The organism is Christensenella hongkongensis (assembly GCF_000981035.1).
In the GTDB taxonomy this organism is placed as follows: Bacteria; Bacillota; Clostridia; order Christensenellales; family Christensenellaceae; genus Christensenella; species Christensenella hongkongensis.
The window spans coordinates 114,840-130,333 of sequence record NZ_LAYJ01000112.1 but is presented as its reverse complement, the minus strand read 5'-3'; the positions used below and the strand labels follow the sequence as shown (position 1 = coordinate 130,333).

13 protein-coding genes and 1 riboswitch are annotated in these 15,494 nt (G+C 50.0%); of the genes, 2 read left to right on the top strand and 11 right to left on the bottom strand.

Annotated elements, in window-relative coordinates; all coding sequences use genetic code 11:
• Positions 1-2: 2 nt before the first annotated feature.
• The 3 genes from CHK_RS10645 to CHK_RS10635 form a co-directional block, all read right to left on the bottom strand.
• A complete protein-coding gene (locus CHK_RS10645; RefSeq protein ID WP_046444032.1) occupies positions 3-1,064 on the bottom strand; it encodes an ABC transporter substrate-binding protein in 1,062 nt (353 codons plus the stop codon).
• A 123-nt stretch (positions 1,065-1,187) separates the two neighbouring features.
• Positions 1,188-2,237 (bottom strand): ABC transporter substrate-binding protein, encoded by a 1,050-nt coding sequence (locus CHK_RS10640; RefSeq protein ID WP_131924684.1) that lies wholly within the window; start codon positions 2,235-2,237, stop codon positions 1,188-1,190.
• Between the two features lie 158 nt (positions 2,238-2,395).
• Positions 2,396-2,576: riboswitch (cobalamin riboswitch) on the bottom strand.
• Between the two features lie 159 nt (positions 2,577-2,735).
• Positions 2,736-3,215, bottom strand: coding sequence for a COG2426 family protein (locus tag CHK_RS10635; RefSeq protein WP_052740528.1), 480 nt, complete (start codon positions 3,213-3,215; stop codon positions 2,736-2,738).
• Positions 3,216-3,329: 114 nt separating this feature from the next.
• Here CHK_RS10635 and CHK_RS10630 point away from each other — a divergent pair, with 114 nt between their 5' ends.
• Positions 3,330-4,061 (top strand): tRNA 2-thiocytidine biosynthesis TtcA family protein, encoded by a 732-nt coding sequence (locus CHK_RS10630; RefSeq protein ID WP_046444029.1) that lies wholly within the window; start codon positions 3,330-3,332, stop codon positions 4,059-4,061.
• A 44-nt stretch (positions 4,062-4,105) separates the two neighbouring features.
• Here CHK_RS10630 and CHK_RS10625 read toward each other — a convergent pair whose 3' ends face one another.
• The 3 genes from CHK_RS10625 to mreB all read right to left on the bottom strand — a co-directional run bounded on the left by CHK_RS10625 (position 4,106) and on the right by mreB (position 7,774).
• Positions 4,106-5,191 (bottom strand): LCP family protein, encoded by a 1,086-nt coding sequence (locus tag CHK_RS10625; RefSeq protein ID WP_046444028.1) that lies wholly within the window; start codon positions 5,189-5,191, stop codon positions 4,106-4,108.
• Positions 5,192-5,380: 189 nt separating this feature from the next.
• On the bottom strand, positions 5,381-6,541 hold the full coding sequence (locus tag CHK_RS10620; RefSeq protein ID WP_046444027.1) for an LCP family protein: 1,161 nt from the start codon (positions 6,539-6,541) through the stop codon (positions 5,381-5,383).
• A 183-nt stretch (positions 6,542-6,724) separates the two neighbouring features.
• Positions 6,725-7,774, bottom strand: coding sequence for a rod shape-determining protein (mreB, locus tag CHK_RS10615; protein WP_046444026.1), 1,050 nt, complete (start codon positions 7,772-7,774; stop codon positions 6,725-6,727).
• 354 nt (positions 7,775-8,128) lie between these two features.
• Here mreB and CHK_RS10610 point away from each other — a divergent pair, with 354 nt between their 5' ends.
• Positions 8,129-9,607, top strand: coding sequence for a phosphohexomutase domain-containing protein (locus tag CHK_RS10610; RefSeq protein WP_082103519.1), 1,479 nt, complete (start codon positions 8,129-8,131; stop codon positions 9,605-9,607).
• 163 nt (positions 9,608-9,770) lie between these two features.
• Here CHK_RS10610 and yfcE read toward each other — a convergent pair whose 3' ends face one another.
• From yfcE to CHK_RS10585, 5 genes are all read right to left on the bottom strand, one after another.
• Positions 9,771-10,316 (bottom strand): phosphodiesterase, encoded by a 546-nt coding sequence (gene yfcE / locus CHK_RS10605; RefSeq protein ID WP_046444024.1) that lies wholly within the window; start codon positions 10,314-10,316, stop codon positions 9,771-9,773.
• A gap of 24 nt (positions 10,317-10,340) precedes the next feature.
• The gene (locus CHK_RS10600; RefSeq protein ID WP_046444023.1) at positions 10,341-11,936 is read right to left on the bottom strand and encodes an MBL fold metallo-hydrolase; all 1,596 of its coding nucleotides are present in this window, start codon (positions 11,934-11,936) and stop codon (positions 10,341-10,343) included.
• Positions 11,937-12,088: 152 nt separating this feature from the next.
• Positions 12,089-13,366 (bottom strand): hypothetical protein, encoded by a 1,278-nt coding sequence (locus CHK_RS10595; protein ID WP_046444022.1) that lies wholly within the window; start codon positions 13,364-13,366, stop codon positions 12,089-12,091.
• A 174-nt stretch (positions 13,367-13,540) separates the two neighbouring features.
• Positions 13,541-14,542 carry a ribose-phosphate diphosphokinase gene (locus CHK_RS10590; RefSeq protein WP_046444021.1) on the bottom strand — a complete coding sequence of 334 codons (1,002 nt, stop codon included), beginning with the start codon at positions 14,540-14,542 and terminating at the stop codon, positions 13,541-13,543.
• Between the two features lie 70 nt (positions 14,543-14,612).
• Positions 14,613-15,443 (bottom strand): PHP domain-containing protein, encoded by an 831-nt coding sequence (locus CHK_RS10585; RefSeq protein ID WP_046444020.1) that lies wholly within the window; start codon positions 15,441-15,443, stop codon positions 14,613-14,615.
• Positions 15,444-15,494 lie beyond the last annotated feature (51 nt).

Sequence of the window (15,494 nt, the reverse complement as noted above, 5' to 3'; positions counted from 1 at the left end):
CGTTATTCCACAAATAATTCCGGATGGAAAGCCTGTGCAAATTTTTCAATCGTATCCGCTGCGCGCGAGCTTGCAAATACCTCCGGCAGGGTAATGACAAGGAAGTTTTCTTCCTGCACTGCCTTAAGGCCCGACAGCGCTGGATTTTCCTTTAACTGCCGTATTTTTTCATCCAGCGTAGTGCCGCTGTAGTCGTTGATCACAATGATATCAGGATTGGCCTCCACAACCGCTTCCCAACTGACCGTGCCCCATGTTTCTTCAAGGTCTCCAAATACGTTAACTCCGCCGGCGTGCCGAATCAGGCTGGAGGTGAAGTTGTTTCCCGCCGTGTATGCGCCGCCCTCTTCTTCAGAATCAAAATTAAACACCTTAACCGGCTGCGCGTCCGCTACTTTTTCTTCCACAGCCGCAATTCGTGATTTCATATCGTCGACGATCTCGTTTGCTTTGTCCTCCACCTGGAAAATCCTGCCAAGGTTATAGAAATCCTGGTAAACATCCTCCACATCGGCTCCCATCTTGTAGCTCTCGATCGAGGATAAGGACATAATTCCATTTTCTGTCAGGGTATCGTGAGACGCGATCCCTTTCTGGTCAAAAGCCGCGCTGCGCCCATATACAAAATCCGGATCGAGTCCGAGAACAGCCTCAAGTGCCGGATACCCGCTATCCGTAAGGCTTTGTTTGGCTTCATATTCCGCACGATATTCCTCGGCAACCTGCGCATAATTATAGCTCGTCGCTATGATCTTATCGCCCAGGCCAAGCGCCATCAGTTCTTCACCCGCATCCGGATTTGCAGCCAACACACGCTCCGGAACATAATCGAACGTTACTACCGCGCCGTCAAATGTCGTAAGCTCAAACGGGAATCCTGCGCCGCTGCTTTTTGCAGACGCTGCATCAGAGCCCGTTGCGCTGGCGGAAGGCTCTTGCGAAACCGTTTCAGACGCACCTGCAGCCGGCGCCTGCGATTCCTGCACCGGCGCGCTGCATGCCATCAGTCCTGCCATCATTATGGCAATGATTGCCACACATACAATTCTTCTTACATGTTTCATTTTTTCTCCCCGTGTCAGACGGTAAATTCCAATGCACAAGCTAACGGAAAAACCGGAACAAATTCAAGGACAATACGGCCGTCCAAGCTGCCACATTGTCCTTGATTACTGTCATAAATTCTTTTATTCAGCTTCCGTGAATAAATCAGGATGGAAGCCTTTTGCAAACTTTTCGATGGTATCTGCAATTCTCGAGCTTGCAAACACTTCCGGCAGAGTGATGACAAGGAAGTTTTCTTCCTGCACTGCTTTCAGCCCTGAGAGGGCCGGATTGGTTTTGAGCTGCTCGATTTTTTCATCCAGCGGCGTTCCGCTGTAGTCGTTGATCACAATAATATCAGGATCCGCTTCCACGACCGCTTCCCAGCTAACCGTGTTCCATGTTTCTTCCAAATCCTCAAAAACGTTGACGCCGCCCGCATGGCGGATCAGTTTGGAGGTAAAGTTATTACCCGGCGTGTATGCGCCGCCATCCATTTCCATATCGAAGTTGAATACCTTAACCGGCTCCACTCCGGCTACCTTTTCTTCTACTGCGGCAATACGTTGCTTCATGCCGTCGACAACCTCGTTTGCCTTATCCTCCACCTGGAAAATCTTGCCGAGGTTGTAGAAATCCTGGTAAACGTCTTCCACATCGGCGCCTTTTTTATAGCCTTCGATGGACGAAAGGGACATGATTCCGTTTTGTGTCAGCGTATCATGGGATGCAATTCCCTTTTTGCCGAACGCCGAGCTCCTGCCATAAATAAAATCCGGGTTGAGGTCAAGCACCACTTCAAGGGACGGCTGTCCTTCCTCCGTAAGGCTTGGTTTGGATTCATATTCCGCGCGGTATTCTTCAGCGACCTGCGCGTTGTTGTAGCTCGTCGCGATGATCTTGTCGCCAAGGCCAAGCGCCATCAGCTCTTCACCCGCATTCGGGTTTGCGGCAATTACGCGCTCTGGCACATGGTCAAACGTCACCACTGCGTCTTCATATGTTGTCAGCTCAAACGGGAAAACAGAATCCCCGGACGCTGCCGCAGACGCCTGCCCGCTCGCGCTTGCCACCGGCGTTTCAGACGCAGCTTCGGATGCGGACGGCGCCTGCGATTCCTGCGCCGGAGCGCTGCACGCCATCAGTCCTGCTACCATTATGGCAATGATTGCCACACAAACAATTCTTTTCATACTTTTCATTTTTCTCTCCTTCGTTTTGCCTGGAAGTGAAAACGTATTTTTGTAAAACCCTTGGGGAGGGAAACGGGCAAACACAGGTTTTTACGCCTGCATTTGCCCGTTTTTTTAAATGCAAAATAAAAATACGTATCCGTAACTCGCAGATCCAGTATTATGTCGTTTCATAGGCCTGTCTTCTGACTTTTACATCGACGCATCCGGCCCGCCTTCCCGGAAAACTCCAGTGGCTTTATTGGACCGATACTCCGTAATTACAGCGGCGGTACCGTACAGGACTTGCACCTGTTTCCCAGACCGGCAATGCCGGCCACCTATAAAAAGCAAATATTAATGAACAGTTTGTATTATACAGCGTGAACTTAAAAAGCACAAGGCACTTTTCTCTTTTGTTTTGCAATATTGTGATTATTGCAGGTTGCTTGCAGGAAGGGAAAATGTCTCATAAAAAAACAGGCAGCTTTTAAAGGCTGCCTGCATACTGATTTACCGTCAGGCTGACCATGGCGCCATGCCCGGGAAAAAGATGCTCGATAGCATAAGCATAATAAACCCTGCAACCACGTTCCCAAGGATTACCAGCGGGATTGCCTTTGCGGGCTTCAGGCCCAGCACGCTTGCAATCAGCGAGCCTGTCCACACGCCGGTTCCAGGCAATGGAATCGCCACAAAGATAAACACGCCGAGATATCCGTATTTTTCAATACCTCCCTTGTGCTTTTCCACCTTTCCCATCAGCCAGTTTGCAAATTTGTTGAAAAGCTTTACTTTGCTGCCCTGCATCCAGCGTATAATCCGTTCGATGAAAATAACAATAAACGGCGCAGGGAGGCATGAGCCCAGCAAAGCGAGAAAATAAGTCGTCCAGAACGGTACCCCCAGCCCAAGGCCCAGCGGGATCGCTCCCTTCAATTCTATAATTGGCAGGATGGATGTCCCAAACACCGTCCAAAGGCTTGCCGCACTTACCATAGATATCATTACCCCTTTTTTAAAATCAAACAATACAATGATACTGTATCTGTGATATAATTTCAATAAAATAGCGATTATTTTAGAAAGTGTTAAGGATTTAAAATTAAGCGTATGAGAAAAATTTTAGGCGGTGTCCGCCGTGCGGACGAGCGGTTTTCCATGATTTCCCCGGGTGATAAAATCGCAGTGGGGCTATCCGGCGGCAAGGATTCCATGCTGCTGCTCTATGCCCTTACACTATACCAAAAATATGCCAAAACAGATTACGAGCTCCTTGCCGTCACCGTGGATCTCGGCTTTGGAAATTATGCAACAGACGTAATGCAGCAATATACAGACGGTCTTGGGGTGCCGCTCACAATTATCAAGACACAAATTTCAGATATTGTTTTCAATATTCGCAAAGAGAAAAATCCATGCGCCCTGTGCGCCAAGATGCGTAAAGGCGCTCTTTATGAAACTGCGGAAAAGCTTGGCTGCAACAAGGCAGCTTTTGCACACCACGGCGACGACGTGGTACAGACGCTGCTCATGAGCCTCATGTACGAGGGGCGTATGAACACCTTTTCTCCCAAGTCCTATCTTTCAAGGCGGGATATTACTCTGATACGGCCGTTTGTATTCCTGCGGGAAACCGATATTATTTCCGCCGTCCGCCGCCTTGATATCCCAATCGCCAAAAATCCATGTCCGATTGATTTTTCCACCAAACGCGAGCAGGCCAAAGAGATTATCCGGTATTTGGGAACGCTCAACCCACAGGCTGCGGATAATATGCTCGGCGCAATCAGGAATACGCAGACCTATAACCTGTGGGATAAGGATTTTGACAACCTGACCTGACAGATAAAAAAGCAATGGCCGCGGCCATTGCTTTTTTGATTCCCTTATTCCTGGGGCGAGTAGTAAAGCGTTAGCATTTTATCCAGCAACTCCTGGTCGTCCATAACGAAATAATCGAGCTTGGAGGGCGTCGTTACAATCGGATCCGGGAATTTCTGCCAGCTCTCGTCCGTTTCAGTGAAGGTATCCATCGTGATATCGTCTATCGATGAAACCTTATCGAGCACGCCCGCCATTGCAACGATCTGGTCCAGATTCAGGTTTGTCTGGATCACCTTGTTATTAAGCTGCGTAAAAAGCTTGGAGGCGGACTGCACTGCGCCCATCTGTTTGATTTTCTTTGCAAGCGCCTTCATAAAATCCTGCTCGTGGCGCTGGCGGGACATCTCGCCGTCGTCCTGGTCTTTCCTGTTTTGCAGGTAAAGGCGCACGGTGTCCCCTTGCAACGTCACCGTTTCCCCCTCGCTTCCCACGTAAGGCACGTCCTGGTCGAGCGTTACCTCAACGCCTCCAAATGCGTCCGCAAGATCGGATAAGTGCTCCAGGTCAATCGAAATATACTGTTGCACAGGAATGGAAAGCTGCCCGTCGCATTCTATGAGGTCTTCTGTAGCCCGCATCGCGTTTTGCGGTCCGTACAGGTTCGGATCGTTTCCCCCGCCAAGGATGTATGCGTGATTGATCTTGGTCATATATTCTTTTTCTTCCACCTTACCTGTTTTTTGATCCACCTTGTGAACCACAGTCCGCGTGTCGCGCGGAATGGACAGGAAGGAAATATCATTCGTCTCGGTATCGATCGTGCACAGCATCAGCATATCGCTGCGCGCGCCGGTCGCATCCTTTTGCTCCGTGCCGTCCCAGTCAATGCCGAGCATCAGGATGCTGATCACACCATTTTTCTTTTGATATGTCTGCCCGTCGATTTGTACCGTTTCCACATGTGCGTTTGCATCATAGTTTACGTCGTCTGACGCGAGCGCTCCCTGGCTCGTATTTGTAAACGCGCTCATAGGATTCGCTTTCAGGGCAAAATAAGTCCCAAACAATGAATAGGCCACCACACCCGCTATTACTCCCAGCGCAATCAGCGCGATCAGCAGGCCCTTGATTGCTTTTTGATGATTCAACCGTTCGTCCTCCCGGCTTCATTTATTGAATATGCTTATATATAGCATATCTGTTTTAATCCTAAACTTAATAGTACCTTAAAAATTTTATTTTTTCCCTTCAATTTCCTATTATTTACAAAAAATTAATAATGCAAAAAGGCGGTGGACTGCTATTCCACCGCCTTTGCTCCGATTTTAAACGATCATTCAGTCATCAGATGAATTCAATTTTGAGCCCTTTGACGCAGCAGACGCTTTCGCTGACGCACTTGCGTCCGCGTCGTCCTGCCCCGCAGCACGCGCAGAGCCGCCATCCACAGGCGTATAATACATTTCGAGCATCATATCCATCAGCTCATCCTCGTCCATCACAAAGAAGTCCAGATCCTGTCCCATGAGCTCGTCGTTCATCATCTTGTAGTTTTCCGTAAAGCTGTTCCGCTTGATCTCGTCAAGGGAAACCTTATCCAGCACGCCCGCCATGCCGACGATCTGGTCGAGGTTCAAATCCATCTTCACAACATCCTGCAACTGTGTAAACAGCCTTGAAGCCGATTCTACTGCGCCCAGCTTTTTGATTTTTTTCGCAATCGCCATCATGAAATCCTGCTCATGCTTCTGGCGGGACATCTCCCCGTCGTCCATCTGCTTCCTGTTTTGCAGGTAAAGCCGCACGTTGTTGCCTTCGAGAGTAATGGTATCACCCTTGCTGCCAATATCCGGATAGTCCTGGTCAAGCGTTACCTCTACACCGCCAAGCGCATCCGCAAGGTCTGAAAGGTGCTCGAGGTCAATCGAAACAAAATAGGATACCGGAATAGAAAGCTGTCCATCGCACTCAATGAGATCCTCTGTGGCGCGCATTGCGTTTTCCGCACCGTATTTATCCTGGCCGCCGCCACGGTTATAGGCATGGTTGAGCTTTGTTACCCAGGTTTTATCTTTGATTTTACCCGTCTTTGTATCCACATCATGCACAGTTGTACGCGTATCGCGCGGAAGGGATGTAAGCTCAATCGTATTTGCATCCATATCGACTGTACACAGCATCATCATGTCGCTGCGCTCGCCCTGCGCGTTTTTGGCTGCGCTGCCGTCCGAATCGATGCCGAGCATCAGCACCGTAACGACATTTTGCTTCTTCTGGTAAGTCTTTCCGTCAATCGTTACTGTTTCAACATTCGCGTTGTTGTCAAATTTCAGGTCGTCCGACGCAACCGCCGAAGCCTGCGGCGTAGCGAACGCCGCCATTGGATTGTCTTTGATCGCTTTGTAGGTTCCATAGAGCGTATAGAGGACTACCCCCGCCGCAACAATCAAAACGATCAAAAGGACCGTCAGGCCCTTGATTGCCTTATGATGATTCAAACCACTATCCTCCGGTTCACAGACAGTACTGCTGTCATACTCTCAAATTTTGCCCCTGCATGAAAAATAAAAATCCAAAAATTGCTTTACACAGCCATTCTTCACACATGGAAATAATCTATTTTTACATAATAACAGAGCTGCCCCTTTCAATGAGGGAACAACTCTGCTTTTTCATTCTTATCAGTATCCCTGATTATAATAGTCACCGCGGCGATAATCGTAAACCGCTCCGGCGCTATATACGTCGATGCTTTCAAGCGCCTTGCCCGTACCGATTGCAACGCACGACACCGCGTCCTCCGCTACATAGCACGGAATCTTGGTCCGCTCCGTAAGAAGCCTGTCAAGGCCGTACAGAAGCGATCCTCCGCCCGTCATGCAAATCCCGTTCTCCGCGATGTCCGCTGTGAGCTCCGGCGGCGTACGCTCAAGTACGCTGTGCATGGTCTCCATGATACGGTTAAGCGGCTCCTGCATCGCCTCAATCGTCTCGTTCGAACTGATGGTAATCGTTTTGGGCAGCCCTGAAATCAGGTTGCGGCCCGTGACCTCCATATATGCTTCCTCTTTACGCGGGAACGCGCTGCCGATGTTGATTTTGATTTCCTCAGCCGTACGTTCACCAATCAGCATATTGTATTTTTTCTTGATATACCTGGAAATATACTCGTCAAACGTATCGCCCGCGATTTTGATGGAATCGCTGATTACCGCCCCGCCAAGGGAGATAACAGCCATGTCCGCCGTACCGCCGCCGATATCAAGAACCATATTTCCCTGCGGCTCGCCAATGTCGATTCCCGCGCCGATTGCAGCGGCGATCGGTTCCTCGATCAGGCAGGTGTGGCGCGCGCCCGCTTCCTCCGTCGCCTCGATTACGGAACGCTTTTCCACTTCCGTAACGCCCGAGGGTACGCAGACCACCACGCGCGGTTTAAAGAACAATCTTCTTCCGATTACTTTGCGCAGGAAATAACGCAGCATCCTTTCCGTATCGTGAAAGTTCGAAATAACGCCTTCACGAAGAGGACGTACCGCCACAATATTCCCCGGCGTACGCCCAAGCATGATGCGCGCTTCTTCACCAATCGCAAGCATCCTGCCGGATAATCTATCCACGGCCACAACCGAAGGTTCCCTCAGCACAATTCCCTTGCCCCTGACGTATACCAGCACGGTTGCAGTACCGAGGTCTATTCCTATATCGTTAAAATTTCCGAATAAGCCCATTCATCGAAGCCTCTCTTCTAAATTTCTGGATAAGCAAAATTCTGCCTATATACCATATATGATAATACAACCCTCCTGATTTTTCAACTCTTTTATTACGAAAACGTCATATTTCATGATTGCCATGCGGTTCCTGCTGTAACCTTTATGTTTCTTTTCTCCCGCCTGTTGTACGCTTGCCCCGCTATTGCACATGCTTTTTGATGAATCGCCGTAAAATTTTCACAACTCATCCGCGAAGGCACATATCATTTATAATGTTTGCGTTTGCGTACTTGAACCCGGACAAAATTCCAGTTACAATAAACACAAGAAATATTTTTCAAATTCTAATTAGAAAGCGTGGTATTTGATATGGATTACAGCAAACTGCAAAATGGCAGCGATATACGCGGCATTGCTCTTGGCGACGATGCAAACCTGACGCCTCAGGCGGCGCTTGACCTTGCAAAGGCTTTTGTATTGTGGCTTGGGAAACCAAACCCCAAAATTGCGATCGGCATGGATTCGCGCGTCACCGGGCCGGCTCTTAAGGATGCGTGCATGGAGGGCTTTACCAGCATGGGCGCAGATGCGCTCGATTGCGGCATGGCCTCAACGCCCGCAATGTTCATGACAACCGTAACCGACGGATTTCTTTGCGACGGGGCGGTCATGGTAACGGCAAGCCATTTACCGATGAACCGTAACGGACTGAAATTTTTTACCAACAAGGGCGGCCTCGAAAAAGCTGACATCGCGGAGCTCATCAAAATTGTGGCGGCTCTTCCCGCGGCCTCCGGAAAAAAGGGCAGTGTAACAAGCGCAGATTTCATGAGCGTTTACGCAGGCATCCTCACCGACAAAATCCGCAAAGCGACCGGCGAAGAAAAGCCGTTCAGCGGCTTCAAAATTATTGTGGACGCAGGCAACGGCGCAGGTGGTTTTTATGTGGATAAGGTTCTTGCACCCCTTGGCGCAGATACGCAGGGCAGCCAGTTCCTCGAGCCGGACGGCACCTTCCCCAACCACATCCCCAATCCCGAAAACAAAGAGGCCATGCAGAGTATCGTTGACGCCGTCATTGATACCAACGCAGATTTTGGCATCATTTTTGACACGGACGTAGACCGTGCGGGCGCAGTGGATAAGGGCGGCAGCGTGCTCAATAAAAACCGTCTGATCGCTGCGATCTCCGCAATTTTACTGAAGGAATTCCCCGGCACAACAATCGTCACGGACTCCATTACGTCAAGCGGCCTCGCAGATTTTATCAAGGCGCACGGCGGTACGCATCACCGCTTTAAACGCGGATATAAAAACGTAATCAACGAGTCGATCCGCCTCAATGAAGGCGGGACGGATTCGCAGCTTGCGATTGAAACCTCTGGTCACGCCGCTCTCAAGGAGAATTATTTCCTGGACGACGGCGCTTACCTCGTGACGCGCCTGCTGATTGAAATGGCAAAGCTCAAAAAACAGGGGCACACGATTTCCGACCTGATCTCCGACCTCAAAGAACCCGTTGAGAGCGAGGAATTCCGTCTTGGAATCGGCGAGGACGATTTTAAGGCATATGGTGAAAGCATGATCGCAGACCTGACCGCATACGCACAAAAGCAGGACGATTTCCACGTCGCGCCGGATAACCATGAGGGCATCCGCGTTTCCTTTGATAAGGAGCACGGGAACGGCTGGTTCCTTGTGCGGCTTTCCCTGCACGATCCGCTTATCCCCGTCAATGTGGAAAGTGACGAAAAAGGCGGTGCAAAAAAGATCACACAGACGCTGTATTCCTTCCTCAAGGGGTATGGCAGCCTTGATCTCTCGCCAATCGAAGCTTATTTAAAATAACCGATTCCAATAAAAAACATAGGCTTTTGGCCTATGCTTTTTTTGTTGCATTTAAATTATGTGCTATTGCTCGCGGACTCGAAGGCAATGAGCCAATGCGGCCTGAAATGAAGCGATGCAATCATAAGTATCCGGAGCGAGGCCACATTTTTCCGATTCCGCCTTATGGAGTATATTCCCTGTAAGGTTCCCCGCTGTCAATATCTTTCCACAAAAACACGCCATCCTCCAGCGTCATATAGCTGTGGACGCTGTCTTCCTTTGGAATGGAAACCGAACCAGGGTTCAGATAAAGGTAACCGCCGTGTGCCCTGCATGCCGGGATATGCGTGTGCCCATTCAGCAAAATATCCCCGCTTTTCAATGGCGGAAGATTCTGTTCGTTAAAAACGTGTCCGTGGGTTGCAAAAACCATGTGATTGCCAAGGTACAGGATACAGTATTCCGCCATCACCGGAAAATCAAGCACCATCTGGTCTACCTCGCTGTCGCAATTCCCACGCACACATAAAATCTCATTTGCAATGGGATTGAGCATTGCGATTACCTTCTTGGGATTATATTCCGCAGGAAGATCGTTTCGCGGGCCGTGGTATAAAACATCTCCCAATAAAAGGAGCCTGTCTGCTTTTTCCCTTTCGTACGCCCGAAGCAGCTTATCGCAATATAGCGCCGAGCCATGTATGTCTGAAGCGATCAAAAGTTTCATTGTATTCCTCCCTGTCCATCAGTATCACCTGTCCCATTTATCCGCAAGGCTGTTGATCTGGTCCGCAAATTTTGCAAGACTCTTATTCACGCCTCCGCGATTGCGTTCGATCACCTGTATAAGCCGCCTTCCTGCAGCAACAAGCCTGTCGTATACCGTCCTGGCCTTGGAAGGTTCTTTGACTTTCGCTTTTTCTTTGATCCCTTCTTTGACGAGCGCGGTCGCCGCAAGGTCGTATTGCTCCATCTCATAGGGCGCGGTCGCTTCGACCTCAAGCTTTTCGCGAAGCTCGTTTGCGAAGAAATCGCATACGCGTCCCTGTCCATGCGTGACAAACAGATGTTCCGGCTTCCGCTCGAAGCTGGAAGCCCATCGCAGAAGGCCCGCATTGTCCGCATGGCTGCTGATGCCCTCAAGCGTACGGATTTCCGCTGCAACAGCGACCTCCTCGCCAAACAGCTTCACGTGCTCAGCACCCTCGAGGATTGATCTTCCAAGCGTTCCCTCCGCCTGGTATCCAACAAACAATACCGTACATTCGCGCCGCCACAGGTTGTGCTTCAGGTGATGCTTAATCCTGCCCGCCTCACACATGCCGCTTGCCGAAATGATCACCTTGCACGTTTTATCTGCGTTTACAAGCTTTGATTCCTCGCTTGTGACCGTCGTTTTCAGTCCGTCAAAGGAGATCGGATTGATCCCCCGCCCGATCAGCGCAATCGCTTCATCGTCATAGTATTCCATGCTGTTTTGCCCAAATATCGTCGTGGCCTCGATTGCAAGAGGACTATCGACATATACTGGAAAATTCCCGTGGCCCTTCACAAGCCCGTCCGTTTTGATTTGACGGATAAAATACAAAAGCTCTTGCGTACGGCCTACCGCAAAGGATGGAATCACCACATTCCCGCCGCGGTCAAACGTTTTTTGTATGATACGCGCAAGCTCCCCAATATAATCAGGGCGCGGCCCATGGCTGCGGTCGCCATAGGTGGACTCCATAACAACGTAATCCGCCTGATGCAAATATTCCGGATCACGAAGCAGGGGCTGGTTCTCATTCCCAATATCTCCGGAAAAAACAATGCGCTTGCTGATCCCGTCTTCGTCCAGGGTAAGTGTGATGCTGGATGAGCCCAAAAGATGCCCCGCATCCGTAAAGCGCGCCGACACCCCCTCGCATATGAAAACAGGTTCGCCGTATTTGCATGGAACAAGGCAGCTGATCGCCCCCTGAGCGTCCTCCATTTCATACAACGGAATATATTCTTCACGCCCTGCGCGTTTTCCTTTCCGGTTGCGCCATTCCGCTTCAAACATCTGGATATGCGCACTGTCCCGGAGCATAATATCCGCCAGGTCGCATGTTGCGCCCGTTGCATAAATCTTTCCACGGTAACCTTCTTTGTAAAGCAGCGGCAACAGCCCGGAATGATCGATATGCGCGTGTGTCAGAAGAACACAATCAATAGATTGTGCGTCAAATGAAAACGCCTGCGATTTGTACTCGTCCGGCCCCTGTCTCATTCCGCAGTCCACGAGCAGCTTCTTTCCCCCAATCTCCAAAAGATAACAGCTGCCCGTCACCTCGTGTGCGGCCCCCAAAAAATTCAATAACATAAGCGTTTACTCCTAACCAAATCCCCATGCGGCCAGGGACTTCTCTTACTTCTATTTTAGCGGCTCGCTTCTTTTTGTGCAAGGATAGATGGCCTCCAGCCCTTTGGGGACAACAAAAAAGGAACGGCTTTCGCCGCTCCTTCTTTTGTTTTTTACATCCTGGACCTGTCGCCCATTTTATTCGCTCCACCCGTTTGTTTGGGGCGGGGCGCCTCCGCGGAAGGTTCGTCTTCTTTTTCCAGCTCGAACTCACGTTCCCGTCCGCGCGGCTCGTCGGCGCTCTTTTGTGCGGCACGTTTCTTTTTCCGGTTATGGCGCACCACCACCAGAATCACAATCACAACCACAATAATCACTATAAACATGATAATGCCCAGCGTCAGCGAATCGATCCCGCCCGGCACCTTATCCAAAACCTCTTTGAGCACATAGCCGTTTCCGCTTTGCTCAAACTTCATGTACAGCTCTTTCGTGGTTCCGGGAGTCTGCACCACATACGAGCTTCCATCCGAGGATACGATCTTTGTCGTCGCTCCCTGCTGGATTTCCGTATCAACTGAAATCGCCTGATCCTCGGACATATTTGCCGGGAGAATTCCCCACAGGAAGTTCCCCAGTCCGCCTTGATTAAGCACAAATCTGCCTTTACTGTCCACCATTCCCATTACAGGCGTCCCACCGTCCTGCGAAACGCCAATCCCGAGTCCTGTCACCGGTTTTCCCGCAGAGTCCACAAAGTCCGCCGTAATCTTCATCGCTCCCACAGGGCTTGTGGAGGCTGTGGCAGTTGCCACAGGCGCAGGCGTTTTGGATTCTCCTACCGAAGTGATCTCAATCGCTTCGTCCGCCACAAACACAACCGATGCGTAAAGGTTGTGCGCGCCGTTCGCCACCGAAATTTCATATTTGCCACCCATTGCAACATTTTGTATCTCCGTGCTGTTGCCGCGTGAAAGGTACATCATTCCAACGCTTTGCTTTCCTTCCGGGTTGGTGATTGTAATCTTATGATCTTCCACCGTCACGTCAGGATAAGAAACCATGCCCTCTTTATTGGTCTTTTGCGATACGGTGTCCAGCTTTACCGTATAGCCGGATGCCGCCGCGCCTCCCGAATACACATACAGTGTAACATTAACCGTCTCATTTCCGGAGTCTTCGGATGGTGCTTGCGTAGGCGTCTGCGTCGGTTCCTGCGTAGGCTCCTGAGTAGGCGTCTGTGTCGGTTTTTGCGTCGGCGTGGGGGTTGCCGTCGGTTTTTGCGTTGGCGTGGGAGTCGGCGTCGGCTCCTGCGTAGGCTCGTCCGTCGGTTGCGTGGTCTCAGTCGGTTCCTGCGTCGGTTCGTCCGTCGCCGCAAAGGCAGCCGGTGCAAACATTGTCATCACCAGCATCACCGTTATTACAATTCCTAAAATTCTTTTTATCTTCATATTACTCCACCTCATGCGCATCATACCATATATTCTGTCATGCGCCTTCCTCTATGAGTTATTTCATGACTCCAGGCAAAACGCCGATACTTTGGTAAATCACCCGCCGCCTGTATAAAAAATTTCCCTGTCTTAGAATAATAAGGCAGGGAATACTCCTCTGGTTGTTGGTTTTTATTTACGGCAGGCTTCCCTGAGATCATCTTTGAGTTTTTCAGGCACTGTCGAAAACAGTGTGCTCACAGACTCTCTTTCATGGATCCTGTAAACCGCTTCGGCAAAGAGTGGAGCCACCGAAACAGTCAGGAACTTTTTCTGTCCGATAATAAACGGATTTTCCACGCTGTCTGTTGAAATCAGGTACTCAATCGGGCTTTCGTTGATCGCCTTAACACCCTTTTCACGAAGCATAATGTGCCCCAGGCAGGCTACAATCCGTTTTGCGCCGCGCGCCTTGAGCATATTCGCAACATCGATGAGCGTTCCTCCGCTGATTGAAAAATCATCCACGATCAGGCAATTTTTGCCTTCCACATCGCCAATCACTTCAAGGATCTGTGCGTTTTCATCGTGACCTGTACGGGTTTTATCGCCGATCGCTACCGGAAGCTTCAGGTAGTCGGCATATTTTCTCGCTGTTTTCGCAAATCCCGCGTCCGGCGAAACCACCACGAGATTTTCCATAATATCCATTCCCTTAATGTATTCGCAAAGGATGGGCAGGGAAAGCAAATGGTCAACCGGAATCTTGAAAAAGCCCTGAACCTGCGCGCTGTGCAGGTCCATTGTAATCATCCTGTCAGCACCGGAAACTTCAAGACAGTCCGCACATACCCTCGCGCGGATCGAAACCCTTGGCTCGTCCTTTTTGTCTCCTTTTGCATATCCAAAGTAAGGTACGATTGCCGTTACCGACGCTGCGCTTGCACGTTTAAAAGAATCCATCCAAAATAAAAGCTCCACTAATTCGTTGTTTGGATCCAAACCGATTGGGAGCACTACATAAACGTCTTTGTCACGTACTGTTTCTTTGATACGAATAAAAATATTTCCGTCCGAAAAATGGATTACCTCGGATGAGCCAAGCTCCGCTCCAAGATAGGTACACATCTTCTTGGCAAAGGAAACGCCTGACGAACCAGCAAATATTTTTATATCCGGATTTCCGCTAAGCATAAAAAACCACACCATCCTTGTTTATTGTCATTCTAGAATTTATTATAGCACCGAACCCGGTGTCTTTCAATCATATTGCATATTTTTCGGTTAAAATTTCAAGCGATTCCTCAAGGTACGGTCCTGTTCTTTTCTCACAGGCAAGCGCAGCATAAGGGCGCATCGCGCCATGGTAATCGCTGCCCGCCGTAACCATAAGCCCATGCCTTTTTGCAATGCCCACAAACTTCTCCACATCCGCCTCCGAATGCGCGGGGTAATAAGCCTCTACGCCCATAAGCCCCATATCTTTCAGCTCAACGATCAGCTGCTCGATATCGTTTGTTTTCACAAACTTTGGATGCGCGAGAACCGGAACTCCTCCCGTTTTGCGTATCATGTCCACAGCCTGCTGCGGATTGAGCTTCCTGCGCTGCACATAACAGCTGCCTTCCTCATTCAGGTAGCGCGTAAACGCATCCTGCAGGTCGCTTGCGTATCCCTTCTCTATCAAAGCCAGCGCGACGTGCGGCCTGCCAAGCGTATTTCCTTTTGCAAAACGTTCCACGTCCTCAAAGGATATATTCATGCCGTGCGCCTGCACCGCTTTTATAATCTCAGTTACACGGCCCACACGGGACGCACGAAGCTCTTCCATCATAGCCACAAGCTCCTTGTCCGCGGAATCGATCCCGTAGCCGAGGATATGCAGCTCTCCCGTATGGCGTACAGAAAACTCCACTCCCGTAAGATATTTCAACTTTTTCTGTTTTGCGCAGCGGATTGCCTCCGGCTGTGCGTCTACCGTATCATGATCTGTAATCGCTGTCAGCTTCAGCCCCAGCTTACTGCATTTTGTGATGATTGTTTCCGGCGTATCTGTGCCGTCTGAAGCTGTTGAATGTATATGTAGGTCTATCATTGCTCTTCCTCTTCCGTCCCTTGGAACGACGAAAAATCAGCGGCGCTTCTG

Bases quoted from the DNA above. Each gene is read 5' to 3' on its own strand.
- CHK_RS10645 (WP_046444032.1), bottom strand. From the start codon at position 1,064: ATGAAACATGTAAGAAGAATTGTATGTGTGGCAATCATTGCCATAATG.
- CHK_RS10640 (WP_131924684.1), bottom strand. From the start codon at position 2,237: ATGAAAAGAATTGTTTGTGTGGCAATCATTGCCATAATGGTAGCAGGA.
- CHK_RS10635 (WP_052740528.1), bottom strand. From the start codon at position 3,215: ATGGTAAGTGCGGCAAGCCTTTGGACGGTGTTTGGGACATCCATCCTG.
- CHK_RS10630 (WP_046444029.1), top strand. From the start codon at position 3,330: ATGAGAAAAATTTTAGGCGGTGTCCGCCGTGCGGACGAGCGGTTTTCC.
- mreB (WP_046444026.1), bottom strand. From the start codon at position 7,774: ATGGGCTTATTCGGAAATTTTAACGATATAGGAATAGACCTCGGTACT.
- CHK_RS10610 (WP_082103519.1), top strand. From the start codon at position 8,129: ATGGATTACAGCAAACTGCAAAATGGCAGCGATATACGCGGCATTGCT.
- yfcE (WP_046444024.1), bottom strand. From the start codon at position 10,316: ATGAAACTTTTGATCGCTTCAGACATACATGGCTCGGCGCTATATTGC.
- CHK_RS10600 (WP_046444023.1), bottom strand. From the start codon at position 11,936: ATGTTATTGAATTTTTTGGGGGCCGCACACGAGGTGACGGGCAGCTGT.
- CHK_RS10595 (WP_046444022.1), bottom strand. From the start codon at position 13,366: ATGAAGATAAAAAGAATTTTAGGAATTGTAATAACGGTGATGCTGGTG.
- CHK_RS10590 (WP_046444021.1), bottom strand. From the start codon at position 14,542: ATGCTTAGCGGAAATCCGGATATAAAAATATTTGCTGGTTCGTCAGGC.
- CHK_RS10585 (WP_046444020.1), bottom strand. From the start codon at position 15,443: ATGATAGACCTACATATACATTCAACAGCTTCAGACGGCACAGATACG.